General features: G+C 58.1%; 24 protein-coding genes. 13 read left to right on the plus strand and 11 right to left on the minus strand.

Going from position 1 to position 26,893, the window contains the following annotated elements; all coding sequences use genetic code 11:
• Positions 1-14: 14 nt before the first annotated feature.
• Complete coding sequence (gene aspA / locus NXC14_RS27415; RefSeq protein WP_085781145.1) at positions 15-1,442, plus strand: aspartate ammonia-lyase; 1,428 nt, start codon at positions 15-17, stop codon at positions 1,440-1,442.
• Between the two features lie 85 nt (positions 1,443-1,527).
• Here the strand turns inward: aspA and NXC14_RS27420 are convergent, their stop codons facing one another.
• On the minus strand, positions 1,528-2,457 hold the full coding sequence (locus NXC14_RS27420) for a TauD/TfdA family dioxygenase (RefSeq protein WP_085781146.1): 930 nt from the start codon (positions 2,455-2,457) through the stop codon (positions 1,528-1,530).
• Between the two features lie 302 nt (positions 2,458-2,759).
• On the opposite strand from NXC14_RS27420, the gene NXC14_RS27425 reads away from it, so the two are divergent.
• The gene (locus NXC14_RS27425; RefSeq protein WP_085781147.1) at positions 2,760-3,167 is read left to right on the plus strand and encodes a carboxymuconolactone decarboxylase family protein; all 408 of its coding nucleotides are present in this window, start codon (positions 2,760-2,762) and stop codon (positions 3,165-3,167) included.
• Between the two features lie 131 nt (positions 3,168-3,298).
• Here NXC14_RS27425 and NXC14_RS27430 read toward each other — a convergent pair whose 3' ends face one another.
• The 6 genes from NXC14_RS27430 to NXC14_RS27455 form a co-directional block, all read right to left on the minus strand.
• Positions 3,299-4,960, minus strand: a complete 1,662-nt coding sequence (locus tag NXC14_RS27430) for a glycoside hydrolase family 32 protein (RefSeq protein ID WP_085781148.1) — start codon at positions 4,958-4,960, stop codon at positions 3,299-3,301.
• Between the two features lie 110 nt (positions 4,961-5,070).
• Positions 5,071-6,432, minus strand: coding sequence for a NosD domain-containing protein (locus NXC14_RS27435; protein ID WP_085781149.1), 1,362 nt, complete (start codon positions 6,430-6,432; stop codon positions 5,071-5,073).
• A 49-nt stretch (positions 6,433-6,481) separates the two neighbouring features.
• Positions 6,482-7,624, minus strand: a complete 1,143-nt coding sequence (ugpC, locus tag NXC14_RS27440; protein ID WP_085781150.1) for a sn-glycerol-3-phosphate ABC transporter ATP-binding protein UgpC — start codon at positions 7,622-7,624, stop codon at positions 6,482-6,484.
• A gap of 13 nt (positions 7,625-7,637) precedes the next feature.
• Positions 7,638-8,474, minus strand: a complete 837-nt coding sequence (locus tag NXC14_RS27445; protein WP_085781151.1) for a carbohydrate ABC transporter permease — start codon at positions 8,472-8,474, stop codon at positions 7,638-7,640.
• A complete protein-coding gene (locus tag NXC14_RS27450; protein ID WP_085781152.1) occupies positions 8,467-9,348 on the minus strand; it encodes a sugar ABC transporter permease in 882 nt (293 codons plus the stop codon). Before NXC14_RS27450 ends, NXC14_RS27445 begins: the two co-directional genes overlap by 8 nt.
• A gap of 60 nt (positions 9,349-9,408) precedes the next feature.
• Positions 9,409-10,668, minus strand: a complete 1,260-nt coding sequence (locus NXC14_RS27455) for a sugar ABC transporter substrate-binding protein (protein ID WP_085781153.1) — start codon at positions 10,666-10,668, stop codon at positions 9,409-9,411.
• A 172-nt stretch (positions 10,669-10,840) separates the two neighbouring features.
• Here NXC14_RS27455 and NXC14_RS27460 point away from each other — a divergent pair, with 172 nt between their 5' ends.
• A complete protein-coding gene (locus NXC14_RS27460) occupies positions 10,841-11,866 on the plus strand; it encodes a LacI family DNA-binding transcriptional regulator (RefSeq protein ID WP_085781154.1) in 1,026 nt (341 codons plus the stop codon).
• A gap of 305 nt (positions 11,867-12,171) precedes the next feature.
• Here the strand turns inward: NXC14_RS27460 and NXC14_RS27465 are convergent, their stop codons facing one another.
• Positions 12,172-13,314, minus strand: a complete 1,143-nt coding sequence (locus NXC14_RS27465; protein WP_085781155.1) for an AraC family transcriptional regulator — start codon at positions 13,312-13,314, stop codon at positions 12,172-12,174.
• Positions 13,315-13,914: 600 nt separating this feature from the next.
• On the opposite strand from NXC14_RS27465, the gene NXC14_RS27470 reads away from it, so the two are divergent.
• The 3 genes from NXC14_RS27470 (at position 13,915) to NXC14_RS27480 (ending at position 17,743) form a co-directional block, all read left to right on the plus strand.
• Positions 13,915-14,115, plus strand: coding sequence for a hypothetical protein (locus NXC14_RS27470; protein WP_085781156.1), 201 nt, complete (start codon positions 13,915-13,917; stop codon positions 14,113-14,115).
• A gap of 419 nt (positions 14,116-14,534) precedes the next feature.
• A complete protein-coding gene (locus NXC14_RS27475) occupies positions 14,535-15,767 on the plus strand; it encodes an HlyD family efflux transporter periplasmic adaptor subunit (RefSeq protein WP_085781157.1) in 1,233 nt (410 codons plus the stop codon).
• Entirely contained in the window at positions 15,749-17,743 is a 1,995-nt protein-coding gene (locus NXC14_RS27480) for a glycosyltransferase (protein ID WP_085781158.1), read from the plus strand. The genes NXC14_RS27475 and NXC14_RS27480 overlap by 19 nt, the downstream gene beginning before the upstream one ends.
• 75 nt (positions 17,744-17,818) lie before the next feature.
• Here the strand turns inward: NXC14_RS27480 and NXC14_RS27485 are convergent, their stop codons facing one another.
• Both NXC14_RS27485 and NXC14_RS27490 read right to left on the minus strand, forming a co-directional pair.
• Positions 17,819-18,043 (minus strand): hypothetical protein, encoded by a 225-nt coding sequence (locus tag NXC14_RS27485; protein WP_064695708.1) that lies wholly within the window; start codon positions 18,041-18,043, stop codon positions 17,819-17,821.
• A 236-nt stretch (positions 18,044-18,279) separates the two neighbouring features.
• Positions 18,280-19,113, minus strand: a complete 834-nt coding sequence (locus NXC14_RS27490; protein ID WP_085781159.1) for a pirin family protein — start codon at positions 19,111-19,113, stop codon at positions 18,280-18,282.
• A 116-nt stretch (positions 19,114-19,229) separates the two neighbouring features.
• Between NXC14_RS27490 and NXC14_RS27495 the strand changes: the two genes are divergently transcribed.
• Together NXC14_RS27495 and NXC14_RS27500 are read left to right on the plus strand one after the other, a co-directional pair.
• Positions 19,230-19,715, plus strand: coding sequence for a DMT family transporter (locus NXC14_RS27495; protein WP_085781160.1), 486 nt, complete (start codon positions 19,230-19,232; stop codon positions 19,713-19,715).
• Entirely contained in the window at positions 19,712-20,152 is a 441-nt protein-coding gene (locus NXC14_RS27500) for a DMT family transporter (RefSeq protein WP_085781161.1), read from the plus strand. Before NXC14_RS27495 ends, NXC14_RS27500 begins: the two co-directional genes overlap by 4 nt.
• A 57-nt stretch (positions 20,153-20,209) precedes the next feature.
• On the opposite strand, the gene yghX is transcribed toward NXC14_RS27500, so the two are convergent.
• Positions 20,210-21,097, minus strand: coding sequence for a YghX family hydrolase (yghX, locus tag NXC14_RS27505; RefSeq protein ID WP_085781162.1), 888 nt, complete (start codon positions 21,095-21,097; stop codon positions 20,210-20,212).
• A gap of 303 nt (positions 21,098-21,400) precedes the next feature.
• Here yghX and NXC14_RS27510 point away from each other — a divergent pair, with 303 nt between their 5' ends.
• The 5 genes from NXC14_RS27510 (at position 21,401) to ugpC (NXC14_RS27530) (ending at position 26,817) form a co-directional block, all read left to right on the plus strand.
• Positions 21,401-22,558 carry a Gfo/Idh/MocA family oxidoreductase gene (locus NXC14_RS27510; RefSeq protein ID WP_085781163.1) on the plus strand — a complete coding sequence of 386 codons (1,158 nt, stop codon included), beginning with the start codon at positions 21,401-21,403 and terminating at the stop codon, positions 22,556-22,558.
• A 13-nt stretch (positions 22,559-22,571) separates the two neighbouring features.
• Positions 22,572-23,456, plus strand: a complete 885-nt coding sequence (locus tag NXC14_RS27515; protein WP_011428222.1) for a sugar ABC transporter permease — start codon at positions 22,572-22,574, stop codon at positions 23,454-23,456.
• Positions 23,453-24,310, plus strand: coding sequence for a carbohydrate ABC transporter permease (locus NXC14_RS27520; RefSeq protein WP_085781164.1), 858 nt, complete (start codon positions 23,453-23,455; stop codon positions 24,308-24,310). Before NXC14_RS27515 ends, NXC14_RS27520 begins: the two co-directional genes overlap by 4 nt.
• A 73-nt stretch (positions 24,311-24,383) precedes the next feature.
• On the plus strand, positions 24,384-25,589 hold the full coding sequence (locus NXC14_RS27525; RefSeq protein ID WP_085781165.1) for an ABC transporter substrate-binding protein: 1,206 nt from the start codon (positions 24,384-24,386) through the stop codon (positions 25,587-25,589).
• Between the two features lie 94 nt (positions 25,590-25,683).
• Positions 25,684-26,817: a sn-glycerol-3-phosphate ABC transporter ATP-binding protein UgpC gene (gene ugpC / locus NXC14_RS27530; RefSeq protein ID WP_085781166.1), complete on the plus strand. Its 1,134-nt coding sequence runs from the start codon at positions 25,684-25,686 to the stop codon at positions 26,815-26,817.
• Positions 26,818-26,893 lie beyond the last annotated feature (76 nt).

The raw sequence follows: 26,893 nt of genomic DNA on the forward strand, positions 1-26,893 counted from the left end.
TTGAAAGTCCAGCCATGACTATCTCCGATATTGCGAAAATCCGCGTCGAGCATGACCTGATAGGCGATCGCGACGTGCCGGCCTCGGCCTATTATGGCGTACATACGCTGCGTGCGGTGGAGAATTTCCCGATTACCGGTCAGACCCTGCGTGAATCGGCGGATCTGATTGCGTCGCTCGCCGCGATCAAGCAGGCAGCGGCTCAGGCCAATGCAAGCCTCGGCCTTCTCGATCGGGCACGCGCCGACGCCATCATCGCCGCCTGTGTCGAGATTCGCGACGGCGCGCTGCACGAGCACTTTGTCGTCGATCTCATTCAGGGCGGCGCCGGCACCTCGACCAACATGAATGCCAACGAGGTGATTGCGAACCGGGCGCTTGAAATCATGGGTTATGACAGGGGCGATTACCAGCACCTGCATCCGAACGAGCATGTCAATCTCTCGCAATCCACCAACGACGTCTATCCGACGGCGCTGAAGCTCGCCGCCTGGATCGGCGTTCACCGTCTGGTCGATGCCATGGCCGTCCTGCGCCGGTCGTTCGAGGCCAAGGCGGTCGAGTTCGCCGACGTCCTCAAGATGGGCCGCACCCAATTGCAGGACGCTGTGCCGATGACGCTCGGACAGGAATTCGGGACCTACGCGCTGATGCTCGCGGAGGACGAGGCGCGCCTTGCCGAAGCCGTCTCGCTGATCCGCGAGATCAACCTCGGCGCCACGGCTATCGGCACCGGCATCACCGCCCATCCCCAATATGCGGCGCTGGTGCGCGAGCGCCTGTCCGATATCGTCGGCGTCGATCTGGTGACCTCACCGGATCTGGTGGAGGCGACGCAGGATTGCGGATCCTTCGTGCAGCTGTCGGGCGTGCTCAAACGCGTGGCGGTCAAGCTGTCCAAAACCTGCAACGACCTGCGGCTTTTGTCTTCGGGGCCGCGTGCGGGCCTGAACGAGATCAATCTGCCGGCGCGCCAGGCCGGCTCGTCGATCATGCCGGGCAAGGTCAACCCGGTCATCCCGGAAGTCGTCAACCAGGTCGCTTTCGAGGTGATCGGCAACGACGTGACGATCACCATGGCCGCGGAAGCCGGCCAGCTTCAGCTGAACGCCTTCGAGCCGGTGATCTTCTACAGTCTCTACCGCAGTCTTAGCCACCTGACCAATGCCTGCCTGACGCTCGAAGCCAATTGCATTCAAGGCATAACCGCCAACCGTGACCGGCTGCGCCAGACAGTCGAGCAGTCGATCGGCATCGTGACGGCGTTGAACCCCTATATCGGCTATCGCAATGCCACGGAGGTCGCGCTGGAGGCGCATCATTCGGGCCGTGGGGTCTACGAAATCATTCTCGAGCGCGGCCTGATGCAGAAGGAGCATCTCGATGCGGTCTTGCGCCCGGAAACGCTGACCCGGCCGAGCGAGAGGCTTTCCTTCTCGTAGGGCATGCGGCTCATTTCCCCTTGCGAAGGCCGGCCCATAAAGCTCTTGTCGCATCATGGGCCGGGCAACACTCCTATGTGTGCGATCACGCCGCCTTGGCTTGCGGCTTGGCCGCCTTGACGTGGGTTGTGCTGCGGCGGCCATCGATGCTGACGGGAACATCGCCGTCAACCGTGGCGCGGCGGACGACCCGGTGCTGGTCGCCATAATCGTTGACGGCATAGTGCTGGGTGGCGCGATTATCCCAGATCGCGACGTCGCCGGCTCTCCAGCGCCAGCGCACGGTATTTTCCGGGGCAGTGACGTAGGACTGGAACACCTCGTAGAGTTTTACGGAGTCGCTCTTCGACAGGCCGACAAGGCGCTGAACGAAGTTGCCGAGCAGCAGCGATCTTTCGCCGGTTTCCGGATGGACACGCACGACCGGATGCTCGGTCTCGTAGATGGTGGAGGTGAAAACTTCCTCGAAATGCTTCTTCTCTTCGGCGGTGGCGCGCGGGCGAACGGCGGCATAATCATAGGCATTGCTGTGAATGGCCCACAAATTGTCCGCCAGCAGTTTGAGCGGCGCCGGCAGGCTTTCATAGGCGGCATGGGTATTGGACCAGATCGTGTCGCCGCCGGCCGCCGGGATGACGACGCCGCGCAGGACGGAGAATTTGGGATAGGCGTCGACGAAGGTAACGTCGGTATGCCACTGGTCCGCTCTGCCGCCGCCGCGGCTGGAATCGAGATTGAGGATGGACGCCGTGCCGGCGACCGGTCCCTGGGTCGGATGCGGCACAAGATCGCCGAGGCGGCGTGCGAAGGCTTCCTGGGCGGAATCGTCAAGATGTCCCTGATCGCGGAAAAAGATGACCTTGTGTTTCAAGAGAAGCTGATTGATGGCCGTCACCGTTGCATCCGAAAGATCTCCACCAAGGCGGATACCCTTGATTTCGGCTCCGACACGGCCGGTCAGCGGCACGACGTCGGACTCGGGAATGATCTGATTGACGAGAACCGGATTGCTCATGGAAATCTCCTGTTGATATTGGAAGAAGTCGGAAGGTCGCTTGAGCCAGATGAAGGATTCATCGGGCGTTCGAAATCTCATCGTTGAAAGTCGACAGGGCTATGGAACCTTACAATCTACAAAATCTGTAGACAATAATTTCTAATTTTGACTGTTTTCCTGAAACGGCCATCTTCGATTTTCCTCGCCGGGAGGCGAGGCTGGCGGGCGTTGTCATTTCTTCGTATGTTCCGCCGTCAGCGTGGGATTGCCGAGCAAGTGATGCTTGAGGCCGTAGACCGGCGCGCGGAAAGGAACTTTCGATGGCAACAGTTAAACTCCTGTCGGACCAAGAGGCGGCAGCCATTCCGGCCGTGCAAGCCGTGTTTGATGACATCAGGGCGACACGCAAGACCGATTTCATCAACAATTTCTGGCGTGCTCTCGCAAACGATCCCGCAAATCTCAAGCGGGTGTGGGAGACGCTCAAATCGGTCATGACTGTCGAAGGCGCCATCGATCCGTTGACGCGGGAGATGATCTACATCGCCGTGTCGACGGCCAATGCCTGCCAGTACTGCATTCAATCCCATACCGCAGCCGCCCGGGCGCGCGGAATGACCGATGCCCAACATGGCGAACTCCTGACGATCATCGGCCTTGCCGCACAGACAAATCATCTCGCTCTCGCCATGCAGATTCCCACAGATCCGGAATTCGAGGTGCGATAGGAAACGATGTCTCAGATCAAGCACATGCAACCAGTCCCGTCCGCAATCTCCCGCATCATCAAATGCGGAGAGTGTTGCATTCCAACTTTGCTTAACTTTGCGGCTACCTCAACGACTTCAGCATGATGCGATTACTCCCCGCTGAAAGCGCTCACATGTGCCTTTGACAGAATAACAAGCTTGTCCGGTCTGACGTTGAGATAGTTGCGTCGCGTGCCGCAGACAGCTCCTCCGTCAGCAAAAATCTCTAAGATGCCCTTATCGTGGATGACTCTCAGATCCGTCGCATCGGCAATCATCGCGGCGTAACGGATCGATCCGTCATCTTGTGGCAGCTGCACGGAGATACTTTGATCTTCCACCACGATGGAAAATGACAATCGTCCGGCCTCGGTCGCGGTGATCCTTGTTCCGTCGAGCATTCCGTTCAGTCGGATATCGACGGGCGCTTCGTCAAGAACATATCTGCCGGGTTCAGCGGAAGGCAGAGGCGCATGTGTGAGGGCCTCCTCCACTTCGTCAGCGGGTCTCATACATATCCTGTTGCGCGCATCCAGCGATAGCTGGCGGGGTAAGGACAACTCGCCGGAATACGGCGATCCGGCAGGCTTGCGGAACTGCCAATTGAAGAGCCACGCAAAGGAAAGCTGCCTGCCACCCGTCGCGAAGCTCTGCATCGCATAAAAGTCGCTGCCGAAATCGAGGAGTTGCAGCGCATCGGAGTCCGGAATGAAGCGGTCATCGACGAAACTTCCGACGAGCCCATAGAGCAGGTTGTGTCGCCCGCTGTCAGGATCACAGTGTCCGACAAGTCCCATGATCAGCACCCATTTGCCGTCGATGGGGAAAAAGTCGGGGCATTCAACTGCTCTGGCGCCCTGCTCGCGGAAGAAGGGCGGTGCACGGTAGAGCGGTCCCAGGTATTTCCACTCCAGCAGATTCTCCGAACCGTAAAGCAAGACTGCCGGGTCGCCATGAATAGAGGCGCCGAGCACCATGCGATAAGCGCCGGAGGCTTCATCCCACCACACCTTTGGATCGCGGAAGTCGTGCTCAACTCCTTCGGGGCGCTGCTCGAGCACGGTCGAGATGCTTTCCGCCTTGATCATCCGCCGGTCCGGCCGGGCGATCTTCTGTATCTCTCGATAACCTTTGAAAAGGTCATAGGCGGGCAGGCGTTCCGTATAGAAGAACATCAGGCTGCCGTCCCTGTCCTGAAATGCATTGCCGGAGAATGCGCCTCCGGTCGCACCGAGACGCCAGAGGTTCTGCTCCGGATGGAGAAAAACCGGCATGTGTGTCCAGCTGAACAGGTCAGGGCTGGTAGCATGCCCCCAGTGCATTGGCCCCCACTCGCCGCCGCATGGATGGAATTGATAAAACAGGTGCCAGCAGTCGGCGATCCTGCAGAGACCCACAGGATCGTTCATCCAGTTGCGACAAGGAGAAAAATGAAGTCGAGGCCGCTGAGGATCGCTTCGCAGCCATGAGCCAATTTCCTTTCCTGCGCGAATTAGAATTTCATCCGTGCTGAATTCCCATAGCTTTATGCCGGCCTCCGCAACGGTTGCCGGATCGTAGGTGTAGGCCCAGAGGAATGCTTCCGGCTGATCCCATTCAACGACAACGCTGCCGGCCTCGCGGTGGTGATAGGCATAGTATGATGGATGAGCTTCGAAAGCGGGCACATGCCAGAGGGTCTCACCATCTTGCGAAATACTGACGGCCCCGGGGCCAACGGCCCAGAATTCCAAACGCTCGCCCGAAACAAAAGAGACAGTCGCTTTAGCCATTTGGAGACGCAATCTGAGTGAAGAACGGCCGGTCCGAAGACTGGCCCAGGTTTTTCTTGGAAGAGGACTTGTGGTCCCACGACCGGCGGGAGAGGCCTGGCGGCTGCGGTCTATTGCCCAGGAGCCGGAGTGCCCCTGAATGCATTTACCGTTCGGTCCATCACCACTTGTTCGACGTTTCCGCAGTCCAGGACCGTATTCCCCACTGAGTTCCTTTGCACCAGCACGGTCGTTACGTCGCGCGAAGTCGAATTCCCGATTGAAAGCAATGCGCTCACTTGTGTTGAAAAACAGGCGCTGTTTGGCGCATCGCTCCCGGCTTCTTGAGGTATTTCGGTGGTGGCCACAATGTGGTTGTTGGCTATGTAGTTTCCACTGCCGGAAACTACATTGATCATGACAGGTTTTGCTGCGGGAGGCTTGATATATTGGGTGTCAATGGTGTGCGAAATATGGTTCGCGATCAGCGAATTGTTGCTGCCGTCAATCTGCAGAAGCCCAAACAGATCATCCAAGCCATTGTCGTACTTCTGCATCGGCGCCCATGGCTCGCGATCTCGCAGAAAGTGATTTGAGGAGACCAAATTCTCGCAGCAGTTAGCAGCAAACACCAACATTCCGGGATAGAAGGAATGGAACCTATTTCCCGTGACCGAGGAACGCACCACGCCGGAGAAATGGAGACTGCTTGCTCCTCGCGGAAATACGTTGTTCGAGGATACCAGAATGCCCGCGTAATTCTCGGCGTAAATTGAGTGTCCCCTATATCCGGCGCCGACAAAATTATTTGCTATTCTTGAGGCCTGCCCCATACCTTTCAGCTCGATACAGTTGCCGCACTCTGCGATGAAATTATTATCTATCGCGAGCGCATCTGCATCATGAACAGTGACTCCATGCTCCAGGTAGATAAGGCCCATACCGGTTATTCGAAATGAGTCATTGGCGCTGCCTACATAGATTCCCGTTTTGCCATTCCTGTATGTGTTTTCTGCGTCGTCTTGCCCCGAACCATCATCGATGAAGTGCAAGCCATCGATGCAAAAGTCAGCAAACTCCACAGAGCTTATACGAGGATTTCCATTGCGCTTGACATAAAACGCGGCACCAGCAGCCTCAACGTCTGTGGCCTCTGGAGAAATGTCCACAAGGATTCGACTTCCGCCCGGCCACACCTCGTGCCAGTGGGTCAACTCGCCTGCTGGTGTGTTGAAGCGGATGCTCGACGACGTAAAACCATGCCCAGAGCCAACGATCTTCAGATAGCTCACGTCTATAACGACTTGAGTGACAAGACGATAATCGCCTGGCGGTATATAGATAACTGATCCAGGTTTTCCGCCGTCATTTGCATCGACTACCGCTTGCCTGTTCTTGATATCCGCAATGATGTTATTGATGACGGCGCCAATATCCTCACGGGGATTGCCTGATGGATACTTCGTAACGTCGTAACAGTTTTCGCTAATCATTATCATCTCCGCGGACAGCGAGGGTTAATCTTGTCTTTTGGCTGTGCCATCACCAGATGCTGGTACGGGTGCCCGGGTCAAAGAAGTGAAGTTCTTCGGCATCGACAGCGATGCGCGCGATGTCACCTGCTCGCACTGTGCTCTTAGGGGAAAAACGGGCTACAGCAGCTTTTTCGTCGCCGATGTCGGCGATGGCGTCCGGGTCGCCAGCATCCACCCAGGGTGCATCGATATTCAGATGCACCATGGATTCAGAACCCAGCGCCTCAACAAGAGTGACCGGGGCCGAGATCTCGGCCGAAGAAGGCCGGATTGAAGCGTCATTCATGTGCTCCGGCCGGATGCCGAGAAGGATTTGACGGTGAGACGCACCGTTGAGCGAGGGACGGCATTCGAAAACCCGGTCAGGAATTTCGAAACTGTTGCTGCCCAGGATCACCGTCCTTCCATTCAGGACGGCCTCGTACAAGTTCATCGAGGGCGATCCGATAAAGGCCGCAACAAAGACGTTGTCGGGGCGACTGTACAGGTTCTGCGGTGTGTCGACTTGCTGCAACACGCCGCCCTTCATGACAGCGACACGGTCGCCCATCGTCATTGCCTCGACCTGATCGTGAGTGACGTAGATCGTGGTGACGTTGAGTTTTCTCTGGAGGCTGGCAATCTCGGCGCGCATCTGCACACGCAGTTTTGCATCGAGATTGGACAGAGGTTCATCCATCAGGAAGGCGGACGGCTGGCGGACGATCGCCCGACCCATGGCGACGCGCTGCCGCTGGCCGCCCGAGAGCAGCGCCGGTTTGCGGTCGAGCAGAGCCGTCAGTTCGAGGATGCGCGCGGCCTCGTCCACGCGGCTGGCAATGTCGGATTTTGGCAACCCCGCCATCAGCAATGGAAAGGCGATGTTTTCGCGCACGGTCTTGTGCGGGTACAGCGCGTAAGACTGAAAGACCATGGCGATGTCGCGATCCTTCGGATCGACATGGTTGACGATCCTGTCCCCGATCCTGAGTTCGCCGCTCGAAATGCTCTCAAGGCCGGCGATCATCCGAAGCGCCGTCGATTTCCCGCATCCCGAGGGACCGACAAACACCATGAACTCACCATCCCTGATGTTGAAACTCAGGTCGTGTAGCGCATGAAAGCTGTTGCCGTAGATCTTGTTGACGTTGCGCAGTTCTATACCGGCCATGTCTTAGCCTCCCTCATCCTTTTACAGCGCCGAAAGTCAGGCCACCGACGATCTGCTTTTGAAGTGCGAGCGTTACGATGATGACGGGCAGTGAATAGAGCACGGCTGCCGCCGTCATCGCTCCCCAGGCCAGGCCATAGACCGAGTTGTATTCAGCAATGACGATCGGTGCCGTTTTGGTCGACTCTGACGTCAGCAGCAGTGCATAGAGGAACTCGTTCCAGCTCGTGATGAAGGTAAAGAGCGCGGTAACGGCGATTCCGCCCGTCATGATCGGAAGAATAACCTTCAGAAAGGCCTGGAAACGGGTGCAGCCGTCCATGCGCGCCGCCTCTTCCAGATCCTTCGGAACGCCTTCGAAGAAGGCTGCCATGAGAAGAAGCGCAAGAGGTACCGCGGCTGATGTGTGGGCGAGCACCAGACCGGGAACGGTATCCAGCAGACCGAGCGACTTCAGAAGCTGAAACAATGGCACGCCGAGCGACACCGAGGGCACCATGCGCGTGACCAGCGCGAAAAGCAGGAACAGGGTGGTGATCCGGCGCCTATAGTGGGTCGCGACATAGGCGGCCGGAACCGCCACAGCGAGGGAAAGGATGGTTGTCAGCACCGCCACTATCAGCGAGCTTGCGAAGGCCCGCGGCAGGGTCGACGATTGCAGGACATCGCGAAAATTCTCGAAAGAGATCACGACGGGAAAGAAGCTCGGCGGAATCTGCTGGACATCCGCTGCCGGCTTGATCGACGTCATGAGCAGATAGACGTAAGGCAGCGCATAGGACAGGACGAGGACGAACGCGGCGGCATTGATCACGATGCCGTTGAAATTGAGGCGGCGCGCACTACGCATGGACCGGCCTCCATATCTTCCAATAGGCAGCAGCAGCCAGAGCCATCATGACGATCAGAAACAGCGTGCCGGAGGCCGAGGCCTCGCCGAGATCGCCGAAGCGCACCATGCGCTGATAGATGTTCATCGAAAACACTTCAGAAGCGTGGTTGGGGCCACCCTGCGTCTGAATCCAGATGAGGTCGAAGGTCTTGGCCGCATCCACCCCACGCACGATGACGACGACGGCGATCACCGGGCGCATCAGTGGCAGCGTGACATGCCAGAAGCGCTTGAACGCGTTCGCGCCGTCGATCCGCGCGGCCTCGAGCAGGTCTTTGGGAATGTTTGTCAATCCGGCATAGGAGACGAGGGCGACAAAGGATGTCGTCAGCCAGATATCGGCGAAAGAGACGGAATAGATGACGATATCTTCGTCGGACAACCAGGCAATCGCATCGGGATCGCTGATGACGCCCAGATGGAGGAGCCCGTAGTTCAAGATGCCGATGTTCCCGACCAGGAGAAAGCGCCACAAGAGGCCGGCGACAATGGGCGGCACCATTAATGGCAGCGTGAAGATCGTGCGGTGCCAGCGCGATTGACCGGGGAGCGCCGTGAACAGCAGCGCGGCGCAGAAACCGAAGGTAAATTCGAAGAACAGCGCAAAGATCGAATACTGGATTGTTCTGAATGCGCTTTCCGCGACACGCTTCGAGGTTAGCGCGTCGATATAGTTCTTGAGCCCGATCCATTCTCGTATGTGGGGAGTAATGGTGTCGACCTTAAAAAAGGAATCGAACACCAAAAGCCCTACCGGGTATGCGACTAGCAAGCCAAGGATGGCGAGGGCTGGCGCAAGCATGCACAGCACGAATCGGTCTTCACCCGACATGGCGCTCTCCGAAAGCTGATGATGCGAGGAGGACCACCCGTCCTCCTCGCCGCCGAGGGACTAGTCGAGGATGTCTTGGATCGTTTCCTTGGCGTCCGTCAGGACCTTGCCAACATCCGCTTTGCATGTCAGGGCCTGCTGCACCGCTGGCAGAACCGCTTCGTCGACAATTTCCTGATATTTTTCGTTCATCGGACGGCCTTGCGTCGCAGGAGCGCCTAACGTCTCAAGCAGCGGCGTGAAATGCTCATAACCGGGCTTGCTGGCATAGCCATTATAGGCCGAATTCGTCGCAGCCAATCCAAGCGGCGCTTCGATACCAAGAGCATTGTTGGCGATCGCGAAGGCTATGAACTTCTTGGCCGCGTCCTTGTGCTGGGAGGTCGACGGAACGACATTGTACCAAGGACCCGGAATTGCCGCGATTCCTGCATCGCCAGCCAGCATCGGGGCGACGCCGACCTTTCCGCTGACCTTGGAATCGGCGGGCGTCATCTTGTAGGCGTGCGCCCAGAATTTCATCATCGCCGTCTTGCCTTGATAGAACAGGTTCTGAGCTTCGCCCCAGCCAATCTCGTTGACGTTTTCGGGCACGGAATGATCGATGCAGTGAGGCGCGATGTAGAATTCGAGCGCCTTCCTATGCGCTTCGTTGTCGATGATCACCTTCCCATCCTTGTCGAGGATCACACCTGGCGAGCCCGCCTGAAGCACATGTGCCATCCACTCTTCGGAGAAGCTGCCGATGGTGTCGGTGCCCCAAAAGTCAGTCTTGCCGTCACCATCGGTGTCTCGGGTGAAGAATGTTGCGATGTCGCGCCATTGCTGCCAAGTCTTCGGCGGGGCGAGGGGATAACCATATTTTGCCTGGAATGCTTTCTGTTCTTCCGGCTTGTCGAAGAGGTCCTTGCGATAAAAAACAATTTCGGCATTGGCCCAAGCAGGCATGCCGATCAGTTTGTCGCCGATCTTCGCGTCGGCAAGCAAGGCAGGCGGCAGGTCCTTGCGAACCGCGTCGGTGAAGAGCGGCGCGAGGTCTTCGACATGGCTTGCGAATTTCGCGTTCCACACGACGTCGATCGTTACCACATCGAACGCCGATGAGCCGGAGGCGATTTCGGCGGAAAATTTGTCGAAGACGCCCTGATAGGGAACGACGGTGAAGTCCACCTTGATACCGGTCTCGGCGGTAAACTTCTCCGCGGCTGCCTTCTGCAGCATTTCGCCGCCGCCTTCCACGAGGACATTGATGGTTTCGGCCTTGACGGAGGCCGCAATGCAAACGAACGCGAGCGCGCTGGCGCCAAGCAGTTTTTTCATGAATTCCTCCCTTGTTCCGCCGGAAGCACTTGCCTCGGGCTGTTCCATCGTTGGGACCATAGGCGCGCTATGACGACGTTGTCAATTGCAATTGTCGACGTTGTCAGAAAAATATGTCGACGTTGTCATGCGTGTAGTTTACAACAGACCCGCATCAGGAGAATTAGCGGACATGGTGAGCATCGTCAGCGTCGCGAAAGCGGCCGGGGTTTCGAATAAAACAGTCTCTCGCGTCATCAATGGCGAGCCCTACGTGACTGAGGAAACCCGGGAGAGGGTGGAAAAAGCCATTCGGGACCTCGGCTATATCCCGAATATGGCGGCGCGCCTCATACGATCCAGCCGTTCCAACACCTTTGGGATTATCACCGATTATGTTTCCACGACGCCTTATTCGGTGGATATTGTCCGCGGAATTCAAGACTGGGCCAATGCGAATGGGAAAACCATCCTGATAGCCAACACCGGTGGTTCTTCCGAGCGAGAGGTGGAAATCTGGAAAATGTTCCAGTCCCATCGCATTGATGGAGTCTTGTATGTAACCATGTACCGCCGCATTGTGGATCCGGAGACCGGCGATGTCAGCATTCCGACAGTGATGATAAACTGTCGGCCGCAAACAAGGGAGCTCCTGCCGTCCATCGAGCCCGATGATTATCAGGGCGCGCGAGACCTTACCCGGTACCTCCTTGAACGGGGTCATCGCAGAATCGGCTACATCCGGCTCAATCCGATCCTATTGGGAGCCGAACTGCGCCTGGAGGCATTTCGCCGAACGACAAGCGAATTCGGTCTCACAGAGAACGACCTCTCTATCAGCCTTGGCATGGATGGACCTGTGGGGGCAGAAAACAACTACGTCTTTGCGGCAGCGACCGAAATGCTCAAACAAGACGACCGTCCGACCGCGATCATGAGCGGCAACGACGAAATGGCGATTCAAATCTACATTGCCGCCATGGCACTGGGCTTGCGAATTCCACAAGACGTCAGCATCGTCGGCTTTGACGATTTTCGAACAGTCACCATGGCGCTAAAGCCAGAGCTGACCACAGCGGCGTTGCCATACTACGATCTCGGCCGAGAGGGTGCGAAGTGGCTGAACGATTTGATAGCGGGCGAGAAGATTTATCCGGGCAGTCGGGTTGTCTCTTGCAAACTGGTTGAACGTAGCTCTGCCGCCTTTGGCCCTCATTAGGCGTCGAGAATCTCTACTGCCTGCCTCGAATGATCATGTCTGGTTTGAGCGTTGCCTTCGACAAAACGATCCGCTGCAGATCTCGCTCGTTCATTGCAATTAGTCCCATTCGCAATCTCCCACGTCATCAATGCGGGGCGAGTGACATTCCAACTTTGCAGAAACGGGACACTTCAACTTTGAACCCACCCCCGGCTACAATCGAATCTGGCGTAATCGATCTTATGGAACTTGAAAGCGTTGAGTAAAGGCCGCTGCGTAATTGCTTGAAAAGTAGCAGCAATGCGGCTTTTATTCCTTCCACATCAACGTGCGAGCGTCAGCCAGTCGCCGATCGTTGTCCCGACACGTCGCATGGAACGTGTTGCTGGGATGGCCGGGTGCTCGGTTGCTATGGTCTTTCGGACTTCACGCGGGCTGAGCCCGAATTCATGGCTGAACGCGCGCGTGAAATTGGCTGCAACGTCGAAGCCGGCGGCCTCGGCAATCTCCGAGATCGGTCTGTTGTCGGTCGGATTGGTAAGATCCGCATAGGCCTGCAGCAAGCGACGTTTGCGAATGTAAGTGAAGACGCCCCCGCTCGTTTCGAACAATCGGTAGAGCCGGGTCCGCGAGATCCCCAGCGCTCGGCACATGACCTCAGGCGTCAAGCTATCTGAATGAAGATTGAGGTGAATATAGCGATGCGCCCGCTCCATCAGCCCCATATTGGTCTGTTCCTGGCCGCGGTCCGAACTTGTGGAGGATGCAGCGCATGCAACGACCATATCGCCGATCGTCCGTATGATCCGCGGCACCTCCTCCACCGTCAAGCTGCTCAGGTTCGTTTCCAGGCCGTTAATATAGCTGACCAGCAATTCAGCCAGGCTACCGGAGAAGGCGGTGTTGTTGGCGCTCTGCAGAAGAGTCGCATCACCGGTCAACAGTTCATAGGGCAGGAAGACGAGCACAGCGACTGAATCGGTCATCCGCCCGCGGTACGGATAACCAAGAGACCTGAAAAATATCTCACCCGGGCCCGTTTCGGTTACATGCCGATCGGCTTCGGTCCAGGCCCGGCCGCTGCGCAGTATGCCGACGTTCCAGTGATCGATCGGGCTCGATCGCAGCATCGCCTGATCGCGAATATAGCTGCACGCCTGCGCGCGCTGCTGAACGATAAGGATATCGCCGAGGTGCCAACCGGTCTGTTCCGCAAGGAAACCATCGCCCTCTGATTTTCCATCCGGCAGATGTACATCCATAAGGGGCGCCACATGTGATCGCCAAGCCTGGAACTGATCTTTCTGTGGCAGTTCGTGCGTCGAAAATCGCAGGGGCAGCAGTGCCGGTGGAACGTCCACCCGATGTTCTTTCTGGGAAGAAGGTTCGCGCGGCCAGCGCCGCCGCTCCAGGTGCGCCGGCCACTCCCGTCCGGCAGCCGGGTCATCTCCAGACTCCGCAACCATCCAATTCCTCCAGCGCATTAGCCGATCCGGGCTGTTGAAACTGAAGCAAACAACCGCCATCCGATAGCCGAAGTGGCTAAAGCTCTACGTGCATAAGCTACTTATCATATTCCTCTGCGAGCAGAAATGGACGGACCGATAATTTTCTGGATGCTGCGATAACGACAAGCGCATCCCGTTCATATATCTAAATAAGCAATGGTTAATTCCGAAGGAAAGTTCGGAAATTCCAAATACTTAGCTGCCGGTGCGATAGCCCCGACAACGCAAAACGACACTTGTTCAAAACAAAAACACGCAAACATGGGAGGATAGGTCGTGAACTATCGAAGAAGTAGTCGTGCTCGCCTTGCGCAAGCAATGGCTTTCAACAGGAATCAATCCAAGGGTGAGCCAGGAAAATTGTATCGCCAGTCGTTCAGACTAATACGAGGCGCTCCTGAGGCCGATATTGGCCAATAGTGGCGCGCGAGGGGTTGCGCGCAGCCGAGGCCATACATGTCGATGCGTAATGGCTCGAGGTCTGTACGCAACCCCTATCATATCCAACCACTGTCGAATTTCTTTGACGCTGCCCTTCATGTGGCAGAGGAGGCTAAGATGACTACCGCATGTGATGAGAACGTTATCCAATTCAAGCCAATTTCGACCTGCAGACGAGAAGTCGAAGTCGCAATGGTGGAAATGCTCGTCAGTTTGCAGAAACGTGGATGGTCGGCCGCGGAATTGGCATTGACGCTCGCCGATGCCTCGGAAGATCTCGTCATGCTGATCGCGACCAAAGAACTTCGGCCGCATTAGAGCCGTTCCGGGCAAGGTGAGAAGCGGTTTCCCCAATAAAGCGCGAAGCGCTTTTGCCGGGAACTGCGTAGATAAAAAAGTTGGAGCGGTTCTGCGCTTTCGTGAAAAGCCAAACCGCTCCGCTATTTCTGTCTCAATGAGATGGCGGCCTCACCGGGCGCGGTAATTTCCATCATCCCCTATCCCTACGTTCTACCCATTACCCCCCAGTTCAGTCGCCGCGCCGGGCTTGACCACAGGCCGGCGCCACGCCTGCGTCGGTGGCATTTCGTTCAGAGCCGAACTGTTTCTGTCGCAGGTTTACGACCATCACTTGTCTATAAATTTCCATGCGCTAAAGTATGCAAGAATGAGTTGCATCCATCCGTGTCAGCGCGAGAGCGACGAATGGCTGCAGAGCGATACCTTCGGATGCCAACATGATCTGGAACCATCGCATCACACGCATCGTCGTCGGCCTATTGCTGCTGGCACTGGTGACCGTCGTCTCGTTGCCGACGATTACCGGCTTTACCAGCCTTGATGGCACGGTCAATGCCCGGTTTGCTGTCGTTAATGCCCCAATCGACGGCACGATTGCGGAAGAACCCCTCAAGGTCGGCAGCCCGGTCAAAGCGGGACAATCCCTCGCAGAAATCAGAAATACACGCGTCAGTCGCGCAATTCTCGCCTCGCTCGAGGCAGATCGGAACACGGCGCTCGACCGCGTCGCGGCACTTAAAAAGGAACGGGAGGAGCTCTCCGCCCTTCGCGAGGAATTGTCTGCAAGATTGGAGGTCTACAGGCAGACAACTATTGCCAATCTCGAACGCGAAGTCGAAATCCTGCGGAAAAAGGTCGAAGTGTCGCAGGCCCAGGATCTTGTCGCACAGGTCGACCTGAACCGCCGGATGGAGCTCGAGTCAAAAGGTATTCTTACGCAGAAGCTGGTCGAAGTCGCGCGAGCCGCCGGAGCTGCGACCGGCGGCGAGGTCGAAATCAGCAATCTGACTGTCGATCAACTGGAACAAAGGCTCAATGCGGTCCGCCAGGGTATCTTTGTTTTCGGCGACGGGCAGAATGACGTGCCTTATTCGCGGCAGCGCGAGGACGAGGTTGTCGTTCGCATCAACGACTTGAATTCGCGCATAGCGGAGAATGAGACACGAGCGACAGAAGTTCAAAAACAGCTCGTCAAAGAGGCAAACCGCGTTAGCAGCCTTGAATCCGCAACGGCAATAGCGCCGTTCGACGGCGTTGTTTGGACCAGAAGTATCGTCAACGGTTCCAACGTCGTGCTGAATGACGAGCTGATGCGCCTTCTCGACTGTCGGGAGCTGTTTGTGGATATTCTTGTTCCCGAGGTCAACTATGACGAAATCTATCCCGGACTTGTCGCTCAGGTGCGCTTGTTCGGCCGCAGCGATGTCTTCAATGGAACGGTCATCTCCGTCAGAGGCAGTTCGGCTTCGGTTGAGGCCGATTCCTTTGCCGCCAGCTTGCCGCCGTCGACACAGCGCAATGCCCGCATTCGGGTTCGCCTCGATCCATCCTTCATGAATGATGACTTTGCGAACTCCTGCCAGGTGGGGCGCACAGTCCAGGTACGGTTTTCCAAGCACGGCATCGACCTGTCCAACTGGGTAAAAAGCCTGTGGTTCAGTATCTTGTAGCGCTGGTTCCGACCTTTCTCGTTTCGGCCTTCTTTTTCCTCGGGCCGTTCAATTGGTCGCGGCATCACACCTGGACACGAGCGGTGACCTGCGCGTTTGTCGCAGCATTCGCATTGCGATACATGTTCTGGCGCTTGACCGAGACGGTGCTTCCCTATCCCAGCGACGGTGCGAGTTTCTACTGGGTGTGGATCCTCTTCTTCGTCGAGATTCTGGCGTGCGTCGAAGTTATCCTTTTTCTTGTATTGATGAGCCGCTATGTCGACCGGAGCGCGGAAGCGGACAGGCTGGGTCGTGTTTTCTTCGCGCGCGATAAGCGTGAGCTGCCTACTGTCGACGTTTTCATTCCGACCTATAACGAGCCGCTCGACGTGCTCGAGCGAACCATCATCGGCGCCCGCGCGCTGGATTATCCTGCCGACAAATTGACGGTTTATGTGCTTGACGATCAACGCCGGGATTGGCTGAAGGCCTATTGCGAGGAGAAGAACGTCATCCACGTCACGCGCGGCGACAACGCGCACGCCAAAGCCGGCAATATGAACAATGGGCTGAAGGTCAGCTCGGGCGAATTCATTGCGATCTTCGACGCCGATTTTGTCCCCTATCGACATTTCCTTCGCCGGACGCTGCCGTTCTTTTCCGATGAAAGCATCGGCATCGTCCAGACACCCCAACATTTCTTCAATGTCGATCCGGTCCAATCGAACTTGGGCCTGGAGAATATCTGGCCGGACGAGCAGCGCTTGTTTTTCGACGAGATCGCGCCCAGCCGAGACGCCTGGGACGTCAGTTTCTGCTGCGGGTCATGCTCGATTGCCCGCCGCAAGGCCGTCGACGCAATAGGCGGTTTTCCGACGGAGTCGATCACAGAAGACCTGCTGACCACTCTTTCGATGCTCAACAAAGGCTACAAGACCCGCTACCTGAACGAGCGGCTGTCGATGGGACTGGCCGCCGAGAACCTGACCGGTTATTTTGTCCAGCGCGAACGCTGGTGTCAGGGGGGTATTCAAACCCTTTACCTGTATAATGGCCCGCTGCGCGGCCCGGGATTGACGCTCTTTCAACGGATCATGTTCCTGCCGGCGTCATGGCTGGTGCAGTATCTGGTCCGCTTCACGATATTGCTCGTCCCCATCGTCTATCTCTGGTTTGGCCTGGTCCCGCTCTATTTCACTGATATAGCCGCGTATGTGTCTCATCAGGTGCCGCTGCTGGCGGCTTATTTTCTGCTCATGCTGTGGATCACGCCGACGCGCTATCTGCCTGTGGTTTCCAGCGCCGTCGGGACCTTTGCGACATTCCGCATGCTGCCGACCGTGGTCTCCAGCCTGGTGAGACCATTCGGCAAGCCTTTCAGGGTGACGCCAAAGGGCAGTGGCAACGAGGCGAACCAGTTCGACCGCTACAGCTTCGCCTGGATCGCAAGCATGATCACGATCACCGTGGTTGGCCTGCTGGTCAACGTCGTACCGGAAACATCGCATGTACAAGGCCAGTTTTCGCCGGTCGCGGCCTGGTGGTCAGGGATCAATATCGTCGTCCTGCTCATCGCGTCACTTATCTGCTTTGAGAAACCTCGGCGCCTGTTCCATGCGTTCAAGCTCGATGAACCCGCTATCGTCGACGATGTCCCCGGTCAAGTCGTCAGTCTGGCACTGGACAAGGCGGTCGTTGCAGTCCCCACCATGGCCCGGTTGCAGTCCAAGTCGGTGATGCTGAAACTCTCCGGCTTCGCCCCGATCAAAGCCGAGCTCGGTCAGGTCACTCAACGGCGAAGAAGCGTAAGTCGCGGCGGCGACAAGCAAGCCTATTACCTGCACCTTTATTTCGAACTCAGCGGCTCTGCCCGCGACAGCATGATTGTAAAACTCTACACCGGCCGATATTCGCGGGACATTCGCGACATCGACAAGGTTGCCGTCTCTCTCAATCTGCTGTTGCGCTCATTCGGGCGGACGCGCACGTTATAGCCCGGCTCGGGAGCGAAGTTGTCGCGTCTTCGACGAAGTTGTCCCGCCATGGCCGGAGTCGTCACTCTTCGCCAACTACTGGCCAGATCGTTCGTCGAGGATGGACAGCGCGTCCTGCAGTCTGAGCGCCGCCAGCGCTTCCGTTGCCTCGTCCGGAGACCATCCTGCTTCGAGCGCCGCAGAGAGAACCAGCGATTCCGTTTGCAGTTCGAGCTTCTCATACAGCGGCTCGATGGCTTCGCGTGCGGTGACGACGTGCTGATCGGGCGGAGTGATGGGCGTCGCAGCAACCGTAGGCATAATGCTCCTCCTTTTAAACGCTAAGGTTCGAAACCCAATTGCAGGCATGCTTGTTCCGTTCACATGGCATTTTTAGCCGCATCACGGCTGACGGAAACTGTTCCGAAACTCTGGACGATCGCAACATCGCCCGTCCTCGGCATCTCTGGGTGCGCAGCGAAATATCTTCGCTGGATGTGAACGAACGGACAGGCTACCGCACAATTGCCGAAAGCGGAAGCGACTTGCGGTAATCACTATTGCCGCAGAAGCGCGCCTAGTGAAGACCGTCGCCACCTCTGCCGAAATTTCCTCCATTTCAGAAGCGCCCTGATGACAAGGGCCGACGGTATGTCCTTATGGTCGCCGACGGTCCCCTGCTTGGCGACCGGTGCGTTTGCATAGATGAGAAACGCGATCAGCGTGGCTGGATCCTTGGCTTCAAGGTCGAGCCAGTCATCTGACAGATGCAGTCCTTGCTGGCCTTCCATGAAGGTTTGACCATCAACGGTGATTGAGCCACGGAAGATATAGAAGTAGAGATCCCGGCCCTGCTTCCGCGGGAATTCCGCCCGCGCGCCTGCTTCCAACCGGATGTCGAAGATGTCGACGGCGCTACGGACATAAAACGGCGTGCCTTCCCCTTCTGGGCCGACCAGGTGTCGCCAGACATTCGCCGCGACCATAGGGATCGCGCCGTATTGAATTTTCGGCACCAGATCGGCCGCACGCGGACGAATGACGATCTGTAGCATTCGCAGCGGCGGATCGGTCACCATCGTCTCCTCCGAGTGCCAGAAGCCTTTCCCGGCATTCATCACCATCAGATGATGGCGGTCGATCAGCAGCCAGCCTGTGGCCCGATCCTGGTGACGCATCACGCCGTCAGGCACCCAGGAGACGATCTCGTCGTTTCTGTGCTCGTGCATCGCGATCAGCCGGCCAGGGACCAGGATGGATTCGACGATCATAGCGAGAGGGCCGTGGCCATGGTCCGTCGGCTTCGGCTTCAACCATCCCGGCATATTGATGTGCGCGACAAAACCGCCAGCATCCCGCACCAGGAATGTCCGTTCGCCTTTGAGCAGCATCGCGTCCTCCATGCCTGTCAGGCTATGACGACACGTCTTGCTGAGGATGCCGATGAATGGCCTTAGTGGCAATTTGAAAAACATCCGCCGCAATCGATTCGCTGACGGGATCTCCAATGACCATCGAAGCCGCACGAAATCCGCATCCGATCTACTTTGCTGGCGCTTTCGCCACGGGTGGGCTCCTGACTTTCATGGTGCACCTCAATGGCGAGCTGGCACGCTACGGAAATCCGCTGTTTTCTTCCTGGACCGCTCACGGCACAGGCATCATCGCCGCGGTCATTCTTCTCCTGCTCATCCACCGGCGACGCAGGCCAAAGCCGGAACAGAGCTTGCGCGCGCCTCTATGGGCTTATTTCGGCGGTATCTCCGGCGCGGCAACGGTGATGCTGACCTCGACCGCGGTCAACTCACCGCTCGGGCTCTCCGGCACCCTGGCTCTGGGCCTGGCAGGCCAGGTCGTCTTCAGCGTCGCGGCGGACAGTTGGGGACTGTTCGGCATGCGCAAGCGGCATCCCGATGCACGAGACATCACTGCGCTCGGCCTCGTCGTTGCGGGGGCGGCGCTCATCATATTGTTCGGGCGAGGTGCGGCGTGACGCTCTTCATTCTGCTTGCTTGCCTCGGCGGCGTGCTCGTCGGCCTCAGCCGTCAGCTCAATGGGCGGTTGAGAATCTCGACGACGCCGCTGATCGCATCCTTTTGGAATCACGCCGTCGGATTTGCCGTCCTAACCTGCCTCGGGCTCTTCGTCGGGGGCCTGCTTCCCGCGGGCGCCGCCGAGGCGCCCTGGTACGCCTATCTAGGCGGTCCGATCGGCGTTGTCTTCGTGGCGGCCGGCAGTTGGGCGATTGCGCGGATCGGCGCCGTCAATTCGGCTCTGCTGATCATCGGCGGGCAGATGGTAACGGGGGTGGCATTTGATTATGTCAGCGGGGTCCCGGGATCATTCTGGGCGAACGCCGGCGGGATTGTTCTCATCGTCGGCGGAATGATGCTCAGTCGGGGACGGCGCAAGGTCGACCGTTCGCAATAGCGGGACACGAGGCCATGCGGCGGGGATGGCTCCCCGCAGCCTCACGCCACTGCATTTTCAGGCAAGGTATTTCGTAAACCAGTCGATCGTTCGCTGCCAGGCGAGCTTGGCTGCCGCCTCGTCGTAGCGAGGCGTGGTGTCATTGTGAAAGCCGTGATTGACGTCGGGGTAGATATAGGCCTCATAGGTTTTTCCCGCCGCTTTCAGCGCGGCTTCGTAGGCCGGCCAGCCTTCGTTGATCCCCTTGTCCAGCCCGGCATAGTGGAGAAGCAATGGCGCCTTGATCTTCGGCACGTCCTCGGCGCGCGGCTGCCGGCCATAGAAGGGCACGGCTGCGGCCAGCTCGGGATAGGCGACCGCCGCAGCGTTGGCGACGCCGCCGCCGTAGCAGAAGCCTGTTATGCCGACCTTTCCGGTGGTGAGATCACCCTTCATCAGGAATTCGACCGCCGCGAAAAAGTCGTTCATCAGCTTTTCCGGATCGACTTTCTGCTGGAGCTCCCGCCCCTTCTCGTCATCGCCGGGATAACCGCCGACCGACGTCAGCCCATCCGGGGCCAGGGCGATGAAGCCGGCCTTTGCCACGCGCCGCGCCACATCCTCGATATAGGGGTTCAGGCCTCTATTCTCGTGAACGACGACCACGCCCGCAACCTTGCCGTCGGCCTTTGCGGGCCGCACGAGATAGCCGCGGACGTCGCCGTTTCCTTTTGGAGAGGGATAGGTGATGTATTCGGCCGATATATCGGGATCGGTGGACTCGACCTGGGTCGCCAGCGCATAATTGGGGCTGAGCGACGCAAGAATGGCGGCTGCCGTCACTCCACCCACCGCAAACTTGGCGGCCCGGTCGAGAAACTCGCGCTTGGTGATTTTTCCATGCGCATAATAATCGTAAAGTTCGAGCAGTTCCTGCGGAAAGTCCTTGGCTGTCATGCGGGTCATGATGGCTCCTCCTTCGGGTATCGCCCATCCTACACACCCGGGCTAGCTACTCTTTTCAACATTTCGCGATTTTTGCGTGAGCTTGCCGGGTTCGCAACAATGACGTCAGCATTCCTGCTTTGAAGATGGCTCTTCCACCGGTTGCCTCCGCATTTTGGCGGTGGCAGCGCTTTAACGATCCTCGCCCGCGAATTATGAAAATCAATTTCATACTCGCGTCTTGCGCCCCGTTTTCTATTGACGCCCTTTGTTTTTTGTCCCAACTTAAAGAAAATAAATTACTTAATCGGGAACTTGATCGGCATGAAAGTGGGCATCATCGGGCTCGGATTCCGGCTCGGCTATCTCGGCTACGTCTTCAAAGCGATCGATAGCAGTTTCGATATCGTCGGCTACGTCGACCCCGATCCTGCCGGCCTTCCCGGTTTGACGGAAAAGGGCATTTCCGCCGGCAAGGCCTACGGCTCGCCGGAGGAGCTCCTCGCCTCCGAAAAGCTTGATCTGCTGATGATCGGCTCGCCCAATCACATGCATCTCGACCATATCAAACTCGGGCTGCAAGCCGGTCTCAAGGTCTTCTGCGAAAAGCCGATCGTCACGACCATCGCAGAAAGCATCGAGCTTGCCCATCTGATGGCGAAGTTCGGCCATGAGCGGCTGATGGTCGGTCTGGTGCTGCGTTACTCCCCTCTCTACAAGGATCTGCGCGCCATCCAGGCCGAGGGCAAACTCGGTCAGATCGTGTCGATCGAGGCCTCCGAACATATCGAGCCTTATCACGGCGCCTTCTTCATGCGCGACTGGCGCCGCTACGAGCGCTATTCCGGCAGCTTTATGCTGGAGAAATGCTGCCACGACCTCGACCTCTACAATGGTGTCGTCGGCGCGCGGCCGGAGCGCGTCGCCAGTTTCGGCGGCCGCAAGAGCTTCATTCCGGCCAACGACCCGGCGCGCGAAGGCATCAACGATCTCGAGCTTTTCCACCGCAAGCCGAGCGGCTGGATGGGATCGGACAAGGTTTTCGACAGCGACGCCGATATCATCGACTATCAGGTGGCGATCGTCGAATATGCCAATGGCGTCGGCATGAACTTCCATACCAATCTGAACGTACCCGACCAGTTCCGCCGCTTCGCCATCATGGGCTCGCGCGGCATGGCCGAGGGCGATTTCGTTCGCGGCTATCTCAACGTGCACGAACAGCTGACCGGCAACAAGGTGGTCGCAAACGCTTATGCTGCAACCGAACTGTCCCAGCATTACGGCGCCGACGAACAGATGGCGAGCGACCTGCTGGAAAGCGTGCGCACAGGGCTCGAACTTCCCGTCTCCACGCTGAATGCGCTCGAAGCCGGCATTCTGGCCCTTGCCATGGACGAAGCGAGAATGAAGAAATCAGTCGTCGACCTGCGTCCCGTCTGGGACCGCTTCGACGAGGCCCTTCACGCCAGAGCGGCTTGAGGAAGGCGGCAAGATGAGTGTTCAAAGAAGCGCCTTCATCTTCGCCTGGATCCTCCTTCTTCCGGCCGTTCTCTATGTTCTCGCCATCGTCGCCTATCCCCTCGTCGATACGTTCATTCTCTCCTTCACCGATGCGTCGCTGAAGAAGACCACCAATTGGGTCGGCTGGATCAACTACGAGAAGATCTTCAACGCCACATTCGCGGAGGTCATCCTCCGCACCTTCGTCTGGACCTTCTTCTCCGTCGCCTTGAAAATGGTGATCGGCACCTTCGGCGCTTGCATGCTGAATGCCGCCGTTCCCGGACGCTCCCTGTTCCGGCTTTTAACCATGCCGCCATGGATCGTGCCGATGGCGATCGGCATCTTCATGTGGGGCTGGATGTATAATGGCCAGTTCGGGATGATCTCGGGTCTGTTGCAGCGCTTCGGCCTCGTCGACGGCCCGGTCGCCTTCCTCGCCTATGGAAGCACCGCCTTCTGGGCGACCATCGTCACCGACGTGTGGATCGGCGTGCCGCTGGTGACGATCTATTTCCTGGCGGCGATCCAGTCGATCCCGAAGGATCTCTACGAAGCCGCCTGGACCGACGGCGCCGGCCGCTGGTACCGTTTCCGCCGCATCACCCTGCCGCTGATGGTGCCCGCCATCATCACCATGTCGATGCTGTCGCTGATCGCCACCTTCAACTCGTTCGACATCATCTGGATCCTGACGCAGGGCGGCCCGAGCGGCGAGACGACGACGATGATCATCGATACCTATCAGACCGCGATCGGTTCGAAGAAATACGGTGAAGGTGCGGCGCGCGCCGTGCTGATCTGCATCTTCCTGTCGCTCTTCTGCTTCGCCTATTTCCGTGTCACCCGCCGCCTCAATCCGGAGAAGCGCGCATGAGCAGCCCGGCCATGATCGACCGCTACCGCTGGTGGGAAATCGTCCTGATCTATTGCGGAATCGCGGTGTTCCTGTTCTTCGTGCTGGCGCCCTTCGTCGAGGGCTTTTTGGTGTCGCTGAAGCCGCTCGCCCAGCTTTTCTCCTCGCCCTACCGCTTCTGGCCTGAGAACGGCTCCTTCGAGGCCTACCGGACGATGTGGATCAGCGTGCCGGGCTTCGGGCGCTATATCTTCAACTCCTTCTTCATCTCGATCATCGTCACGCTGATCGTGCTCTGCCTGGTCATTCCGGCCGCTTACGCCTTCGCCAAGTTCGAATTCAAGGGCATGGGCATCCTGCTCGGCGCCTTCCTGACGGTGAACATGTTCTCCGGCGCCGTGCTGCTCATCCCGCTCTTCCGGCTGATGCGCAGCATGGGCGTGCTCAACACCTATCTCGCCATGATCGTGCCGGGCGTCGCCTTCCTGATCCCCTCGGCGATCTGGCTGCTGCGCACTTATATGATCCGTATTCCCCAGGAGCTCAACGAAGCCGCCTTCATGGATGGCGCCAGCCATTTCTACACGCTTCGCCGCGTCATCCTGCCCATCGCGATGCCGGGCATTATCGTCGTCGCCATTACCACCTTCATCGGCGCTTACGCCCAGCAATTCATCTTCGCGCTGACGTTCAACTCGAAGACCGAATACATGCCCTTGCCGGTGGGGCTCTTTGCTTACTTCGGCAAGCAGGAGGTCATCTGGAACGAACTGATGGCGGCTTCCTTCGTCGGCATTGCGCCGGCGATGGTCGTCATCTTCTTCCTTCAGCGTTACCTCGTCGGCGGTCTGACCGCCGGTGCGGTGAAACAATAAGAGCAATAATCAGTGAACAGCTAACAACCACATTGGGAGTCACAACGTGAGCATAGCAATCAAGACAGGCCTTATGGCGCTCGCCCTGCTCGGTTCGACGGCATTGACCGCGGTCACTGCCCATGCGGCCGACAAGGAAATCAGCTGGATCTATTGCGGCGACACGATCGATCCGGTCCACACCAAATACATCAAGCAGTGGGAAGAAAAGAACGCGGGCTGGAAGGTCACGCCTGAGGTCGTCGGCTGGGCGCAGTGCCAGGACAAGGCAACGACGCTTGCCGCTGCCGGCACCCCTGTTGCGATGGCCTATGTCGGCTCGCGCACGCTGAAGGAATTCGCCCAGAACGATCTCATCGTTCCGGTGCCGATGACCGACGACGAAAAGAAGGCTTACTATCCGCACATCGTCGACACGGTGACCTTCGAGGGCAATCAGTGGGGCGTTCCGATCGCCTTCTCCACCAAGGCGCTCTACTGGAACAAGGATCTCTTCAAGCAGGCCGGCCTCGATCCCGAGAAGCCGCCGAAGACCTGGGCCGAAGAAATCGAGATGGCCAAGACCATCAAGGAAAAGACCGGCATTCCGGGCTTCGGTCTTTCCGCCAAGACCTTCGACAACACCATGCACCAGTTCATGCATTGGGTTTACACCAATAACGGTGCGGTGACCGATGCCGAAGGCAAGATCACGCTCGACAGCCCGCAGATCCTCGCTGCGCTGAAGGCCTACAAGGATATCGTGCCCTACTCCGAGGAAGGCCCGACGGCCTATGAGCAGAACGAAGTCCGCGCCATCTTCCTCGACGGCAAGGTTGCGATGATCCAGGCAGGATCGGGCGCCGCCTCCCGCCTGAAGGAAACCAAGATCAACTGGGGCATCACGACGCTGCCGCTCGGTCCCGACGCCAAGGGCCCCGGCACGCTGCTGATCACCGACAGCCTGGCGATCTTCAAGGGCTCCGGCGTCGAGGACAAGGCGACTGAATTCGCCAAGTTCATCACCTCGCCGGATGTTCAGTCGGAATACGAACTGCAGGGCGGCGCCGGCCTCACGCCGCTGCGGCCCTCCGCAAAGGTCGATGAGTTCGTCGCCAAGGATCCCTATTGGAAGCCGCTCATCGAGGGCATCAGCTATGGTGGTCCCGAGCCGCTGTTCACCGATTATAAGGGCTTCCAGAACTCGATGATCGAGATGATCCAGTCCGTCGTGACGGGCAAGGCCGAACCGGAGGCCGCGCTCAAGAAGGCGGCTGGCGAAATCGAAGCCTTCAAATAAGCTTGCTTCAACGCCTTGGGATCGCGGAGGCGACAATCCGCGATCCCTCTCCTTATGATGATATGCGACGAAGGCCGCCGGCGGAGACAGATTTTTGGGACAGCTTCTTCTCAACAAAGTCCAGAAGTTCTATGGCGACTACGAGGTTCTGAAGGGCGTGCAGCTCGAAGTGAGGAATGGCGAGTTCGTCGTCTTCGTCGGCCCGTCCGGCTGCGGCAAGTCCACGCTCCTGCGCATGATCGCCGGCCTCGACGCGACGACCGCGGGCGACATCGTCATCGACGGCGTCAGGGTCAACGACCTGCCGCCGGTCAAGCGCGGCATCGCCATGGTGTTCCAGTCCTACGCGCTCTACCCGCATATGTCGGTCTTCGAGAACATCGCCTTCCCGCTTCGCGTCGAAAAGATGGAAGAGTCAAAACTCAAGGCCAAGGTCGAGAATGCCGCGCGCATCCTGCATCTCGATCAGCGGCTGCAGCAGAAACCCGGCATGTTGTCCGGCGGCCAGCGCCAGCGCGTCGCGATCGGCCGCGCCATCGTGCGCGAACCGAAGATATTCCTGTTCGACGAGCCGCTCTCCAACCTCGACGCGGCGCTGCGCGCAGACATGCGCATCGAGCTTGCCAAGCTGCACCGGGCGTTGAAGGCGACGATGATCTATGTAACGCACGACCAGGTCGAAGCCATGACCATGGCCGACCGCATCGTCGTCCTCGACGCCGGCAACATTTCCCAGACGGGCGCGCCGCTGGAGCTCTATCACAAACCCGCCAACCAGTTCGTCGCCGGCTTCATCGGCAATCCCAAAATGAATTTCCTGCCGGTGACCTGCAAAAGCGTCAGCGCCGCTGGCGTCGAAGTCGATTATCAAGGCCAGACCGCCGTTCTGCCGGTGACCCCGCGCGATGGCATGGCCGGCAAGACGCTGACGCTCGGCATCCGGCCGGAGCACATCCAGCTGAACGGCGGCGATATCGTCTTCACCGTGACCCCGACGGTCATCGAACGCCTCGGCGCCAATACGGTCGCTTATGCCTCACTCAACGGCGAGGCCGAAAATTTCTGCGCCATGCTCCCCGGCAGCGTCGGCATCCGCCCCGACGCACCTGTGACAACGGGCATCAATGCCGTTGACTGCCACCTCTTCGACGAAGCGGGCATTGCATTCGAGCGTCGCGTGGAACTGACCGAAATCGATACGAACGTGATCAATCCGACGGCGGCTTGAGCCGACGGGCTTGGTTCGTTCCACCAGGAGTCCCGTCGGCGGCGAGATGACACCCTCTTCCGTCAATCATCGCCGC

The organism is Rhizobium sp. NXC14, assembly GCF_002117485.1.
GTDB lineage: Bacteria > Pseudomonadota > Alphaproteobacteria > Rhizobiales > Rhizobiaceae > Rhizobium.

Excerpts from the sequence above, each read along its gene's own strand:
- aspA (WP_085781145.1), top strand. The coding sequence starts at position 15 with ATGACTATCTCCGATATTGCGAAAATCCGCGTCGAGCATGACCTGATA.
- NXC14_RS27420 (WP_085781146.1), bottom strand. The coding sequence starts at position 2,457 with ATGAGCAATCCGGTTCTCGTCAATCAGATCATTCCCGAGTCCGACGTC.
- NXC14_RS27425 (WP_085781147.1), top strand. The coding sequence starts at position 2,760 with ATGGCAACAGTTAAACTCCTGTCGGACCAAGAGGCGGCAGCCATTCCG.
- NXC14_RS27430 (WP_085781148.1), bottom strand. The coding sequence starts at position 4,960 with ATGGCTAAAGCGACTGTCTCTTTTGTTTCGGGCGAGCGTTTGGAATTC.
- NXC14_RS27435 (WP_085781149.1), bottom strand. The coding sequence starts at position 6,432 with ATGATTAGCGAAAACTGTTACGACGTTACGAAGTATCCATCAGGCAAT.
- ugpC (WP_085781150.1), bottom strand. The coding sequence starts at position 7,624 with ATGGCCGGTATAGAACTGCGCAACGTCAACAAGATCTACGGCAACAGC.
- NXC14_RS27445 (WP_085781151.1), bottom strand. The coding sequence starts at position 8,474 with ATGCGTAGTGCGCGCCGCCTCAATTTCAACGGCATCGTGATCAATGCC.
- NXC14_RS27450 (WP_085781152.1), bottom strand. The coding sequence starts at position 9,348 with ATGTCGGGTGAAGACCGATTCGTGCTGTGCATGCTTGCGCCAGCCCTC.
- NXC14_RS27455 (WP_085781153.1), bottom strand. The coding sequence starts at position 10,668 with ATGAAAAAACTGCTTGGCGCCAGCGCGCTCGCGTTCGTTTGCATTGCG.
- NXC14_RS27460 (WP_085781154.1), top strand. The coding sequence starts at position 10,841 with ATGGTGAGCATCGTCAGCGTCGCGAAAGCGGCCGGGGTTTCGAATAAA.
- NXC14_RS27465 (WP_085781155.1), bottom strand. The coding sequence starts at position 13,314 with ATGGTTGCGGAGTCTGGAGATGACCCGGCTGCCGGACGGGAGTGGCCG.
- NXC14_RS27470 (WP_085781156.1), top strand. The coding sequence starts at position 13,915 with ATGACTACCGCATGTGATGAGAACGTTATCCAATTCAAGCCAATTTCG.
- NXC14_RS27475 (WP_085781157.1), top strand. The coding sequence starts at position 14,535 with ATGATCTGGAACCATCGCATCACACGCATCGTCGTCGGCCTATTGCTG.
- NXC14_RS27485 (WP_064695708.1), bottom strand. The coding sequence starts at position 18,043 with ATGCCTACGGTTGCTGCGACGCCCATCACTCCGCCCGATCAGCACGTC.
- NXC14_RS27490 (WP_085781159.1), bottom strand. The coding sequence starts at position 19,113 with ATGCTGCTCAAAGGCGAACGGACATTCCTGGTGCGGGATGCTGGCGGT.
- NXC14_RS27495 (WP_085781160.1), top strand. The coding sequence starts at position 19,230 with ATGACCATCGAAGCCGCACGAAATCCGCATCCGATCTACTTTGCTGGC.
- yghX (WP_085781162.1), bottom strand. The coding sequence starts at position 21,097 with ATGACCCGCATGACAGCCAAGGACTTTCCGCAGGAACTGCTCGAACTT.
- NXC14_RS27510 (WP_085781163.1), top strand. The coding sequence starts at position 21,401 with ATGAAAGTGGGCATCATCGGGCTCGGATTCCGGCTCGGCTATCTCGGC.
- NXC14_RS27515 (WP_011428222.1), top strand. The coding sequence starts at position 22,572 with ATGAGTGTTCAAAGAAGCGCCTTCATCTTCGCCTGGATCCTCCTTCTT.
- NXC14_RS27520 (WP_085781164.1), top strand. The coding sequence starts at position 23,453 with ATGAGCAGCCCGGCCATGATCGACCGCTACCGCTGGTGGGAAATCGTC.
- NXC14_RS27525 (WP_085781165.1), top strand. The coding sequence starts at position 24,384 with ATGGCGCTCGCCCTGCTCGGTTCGACGGCATTGACCGCGGTCACTGCC.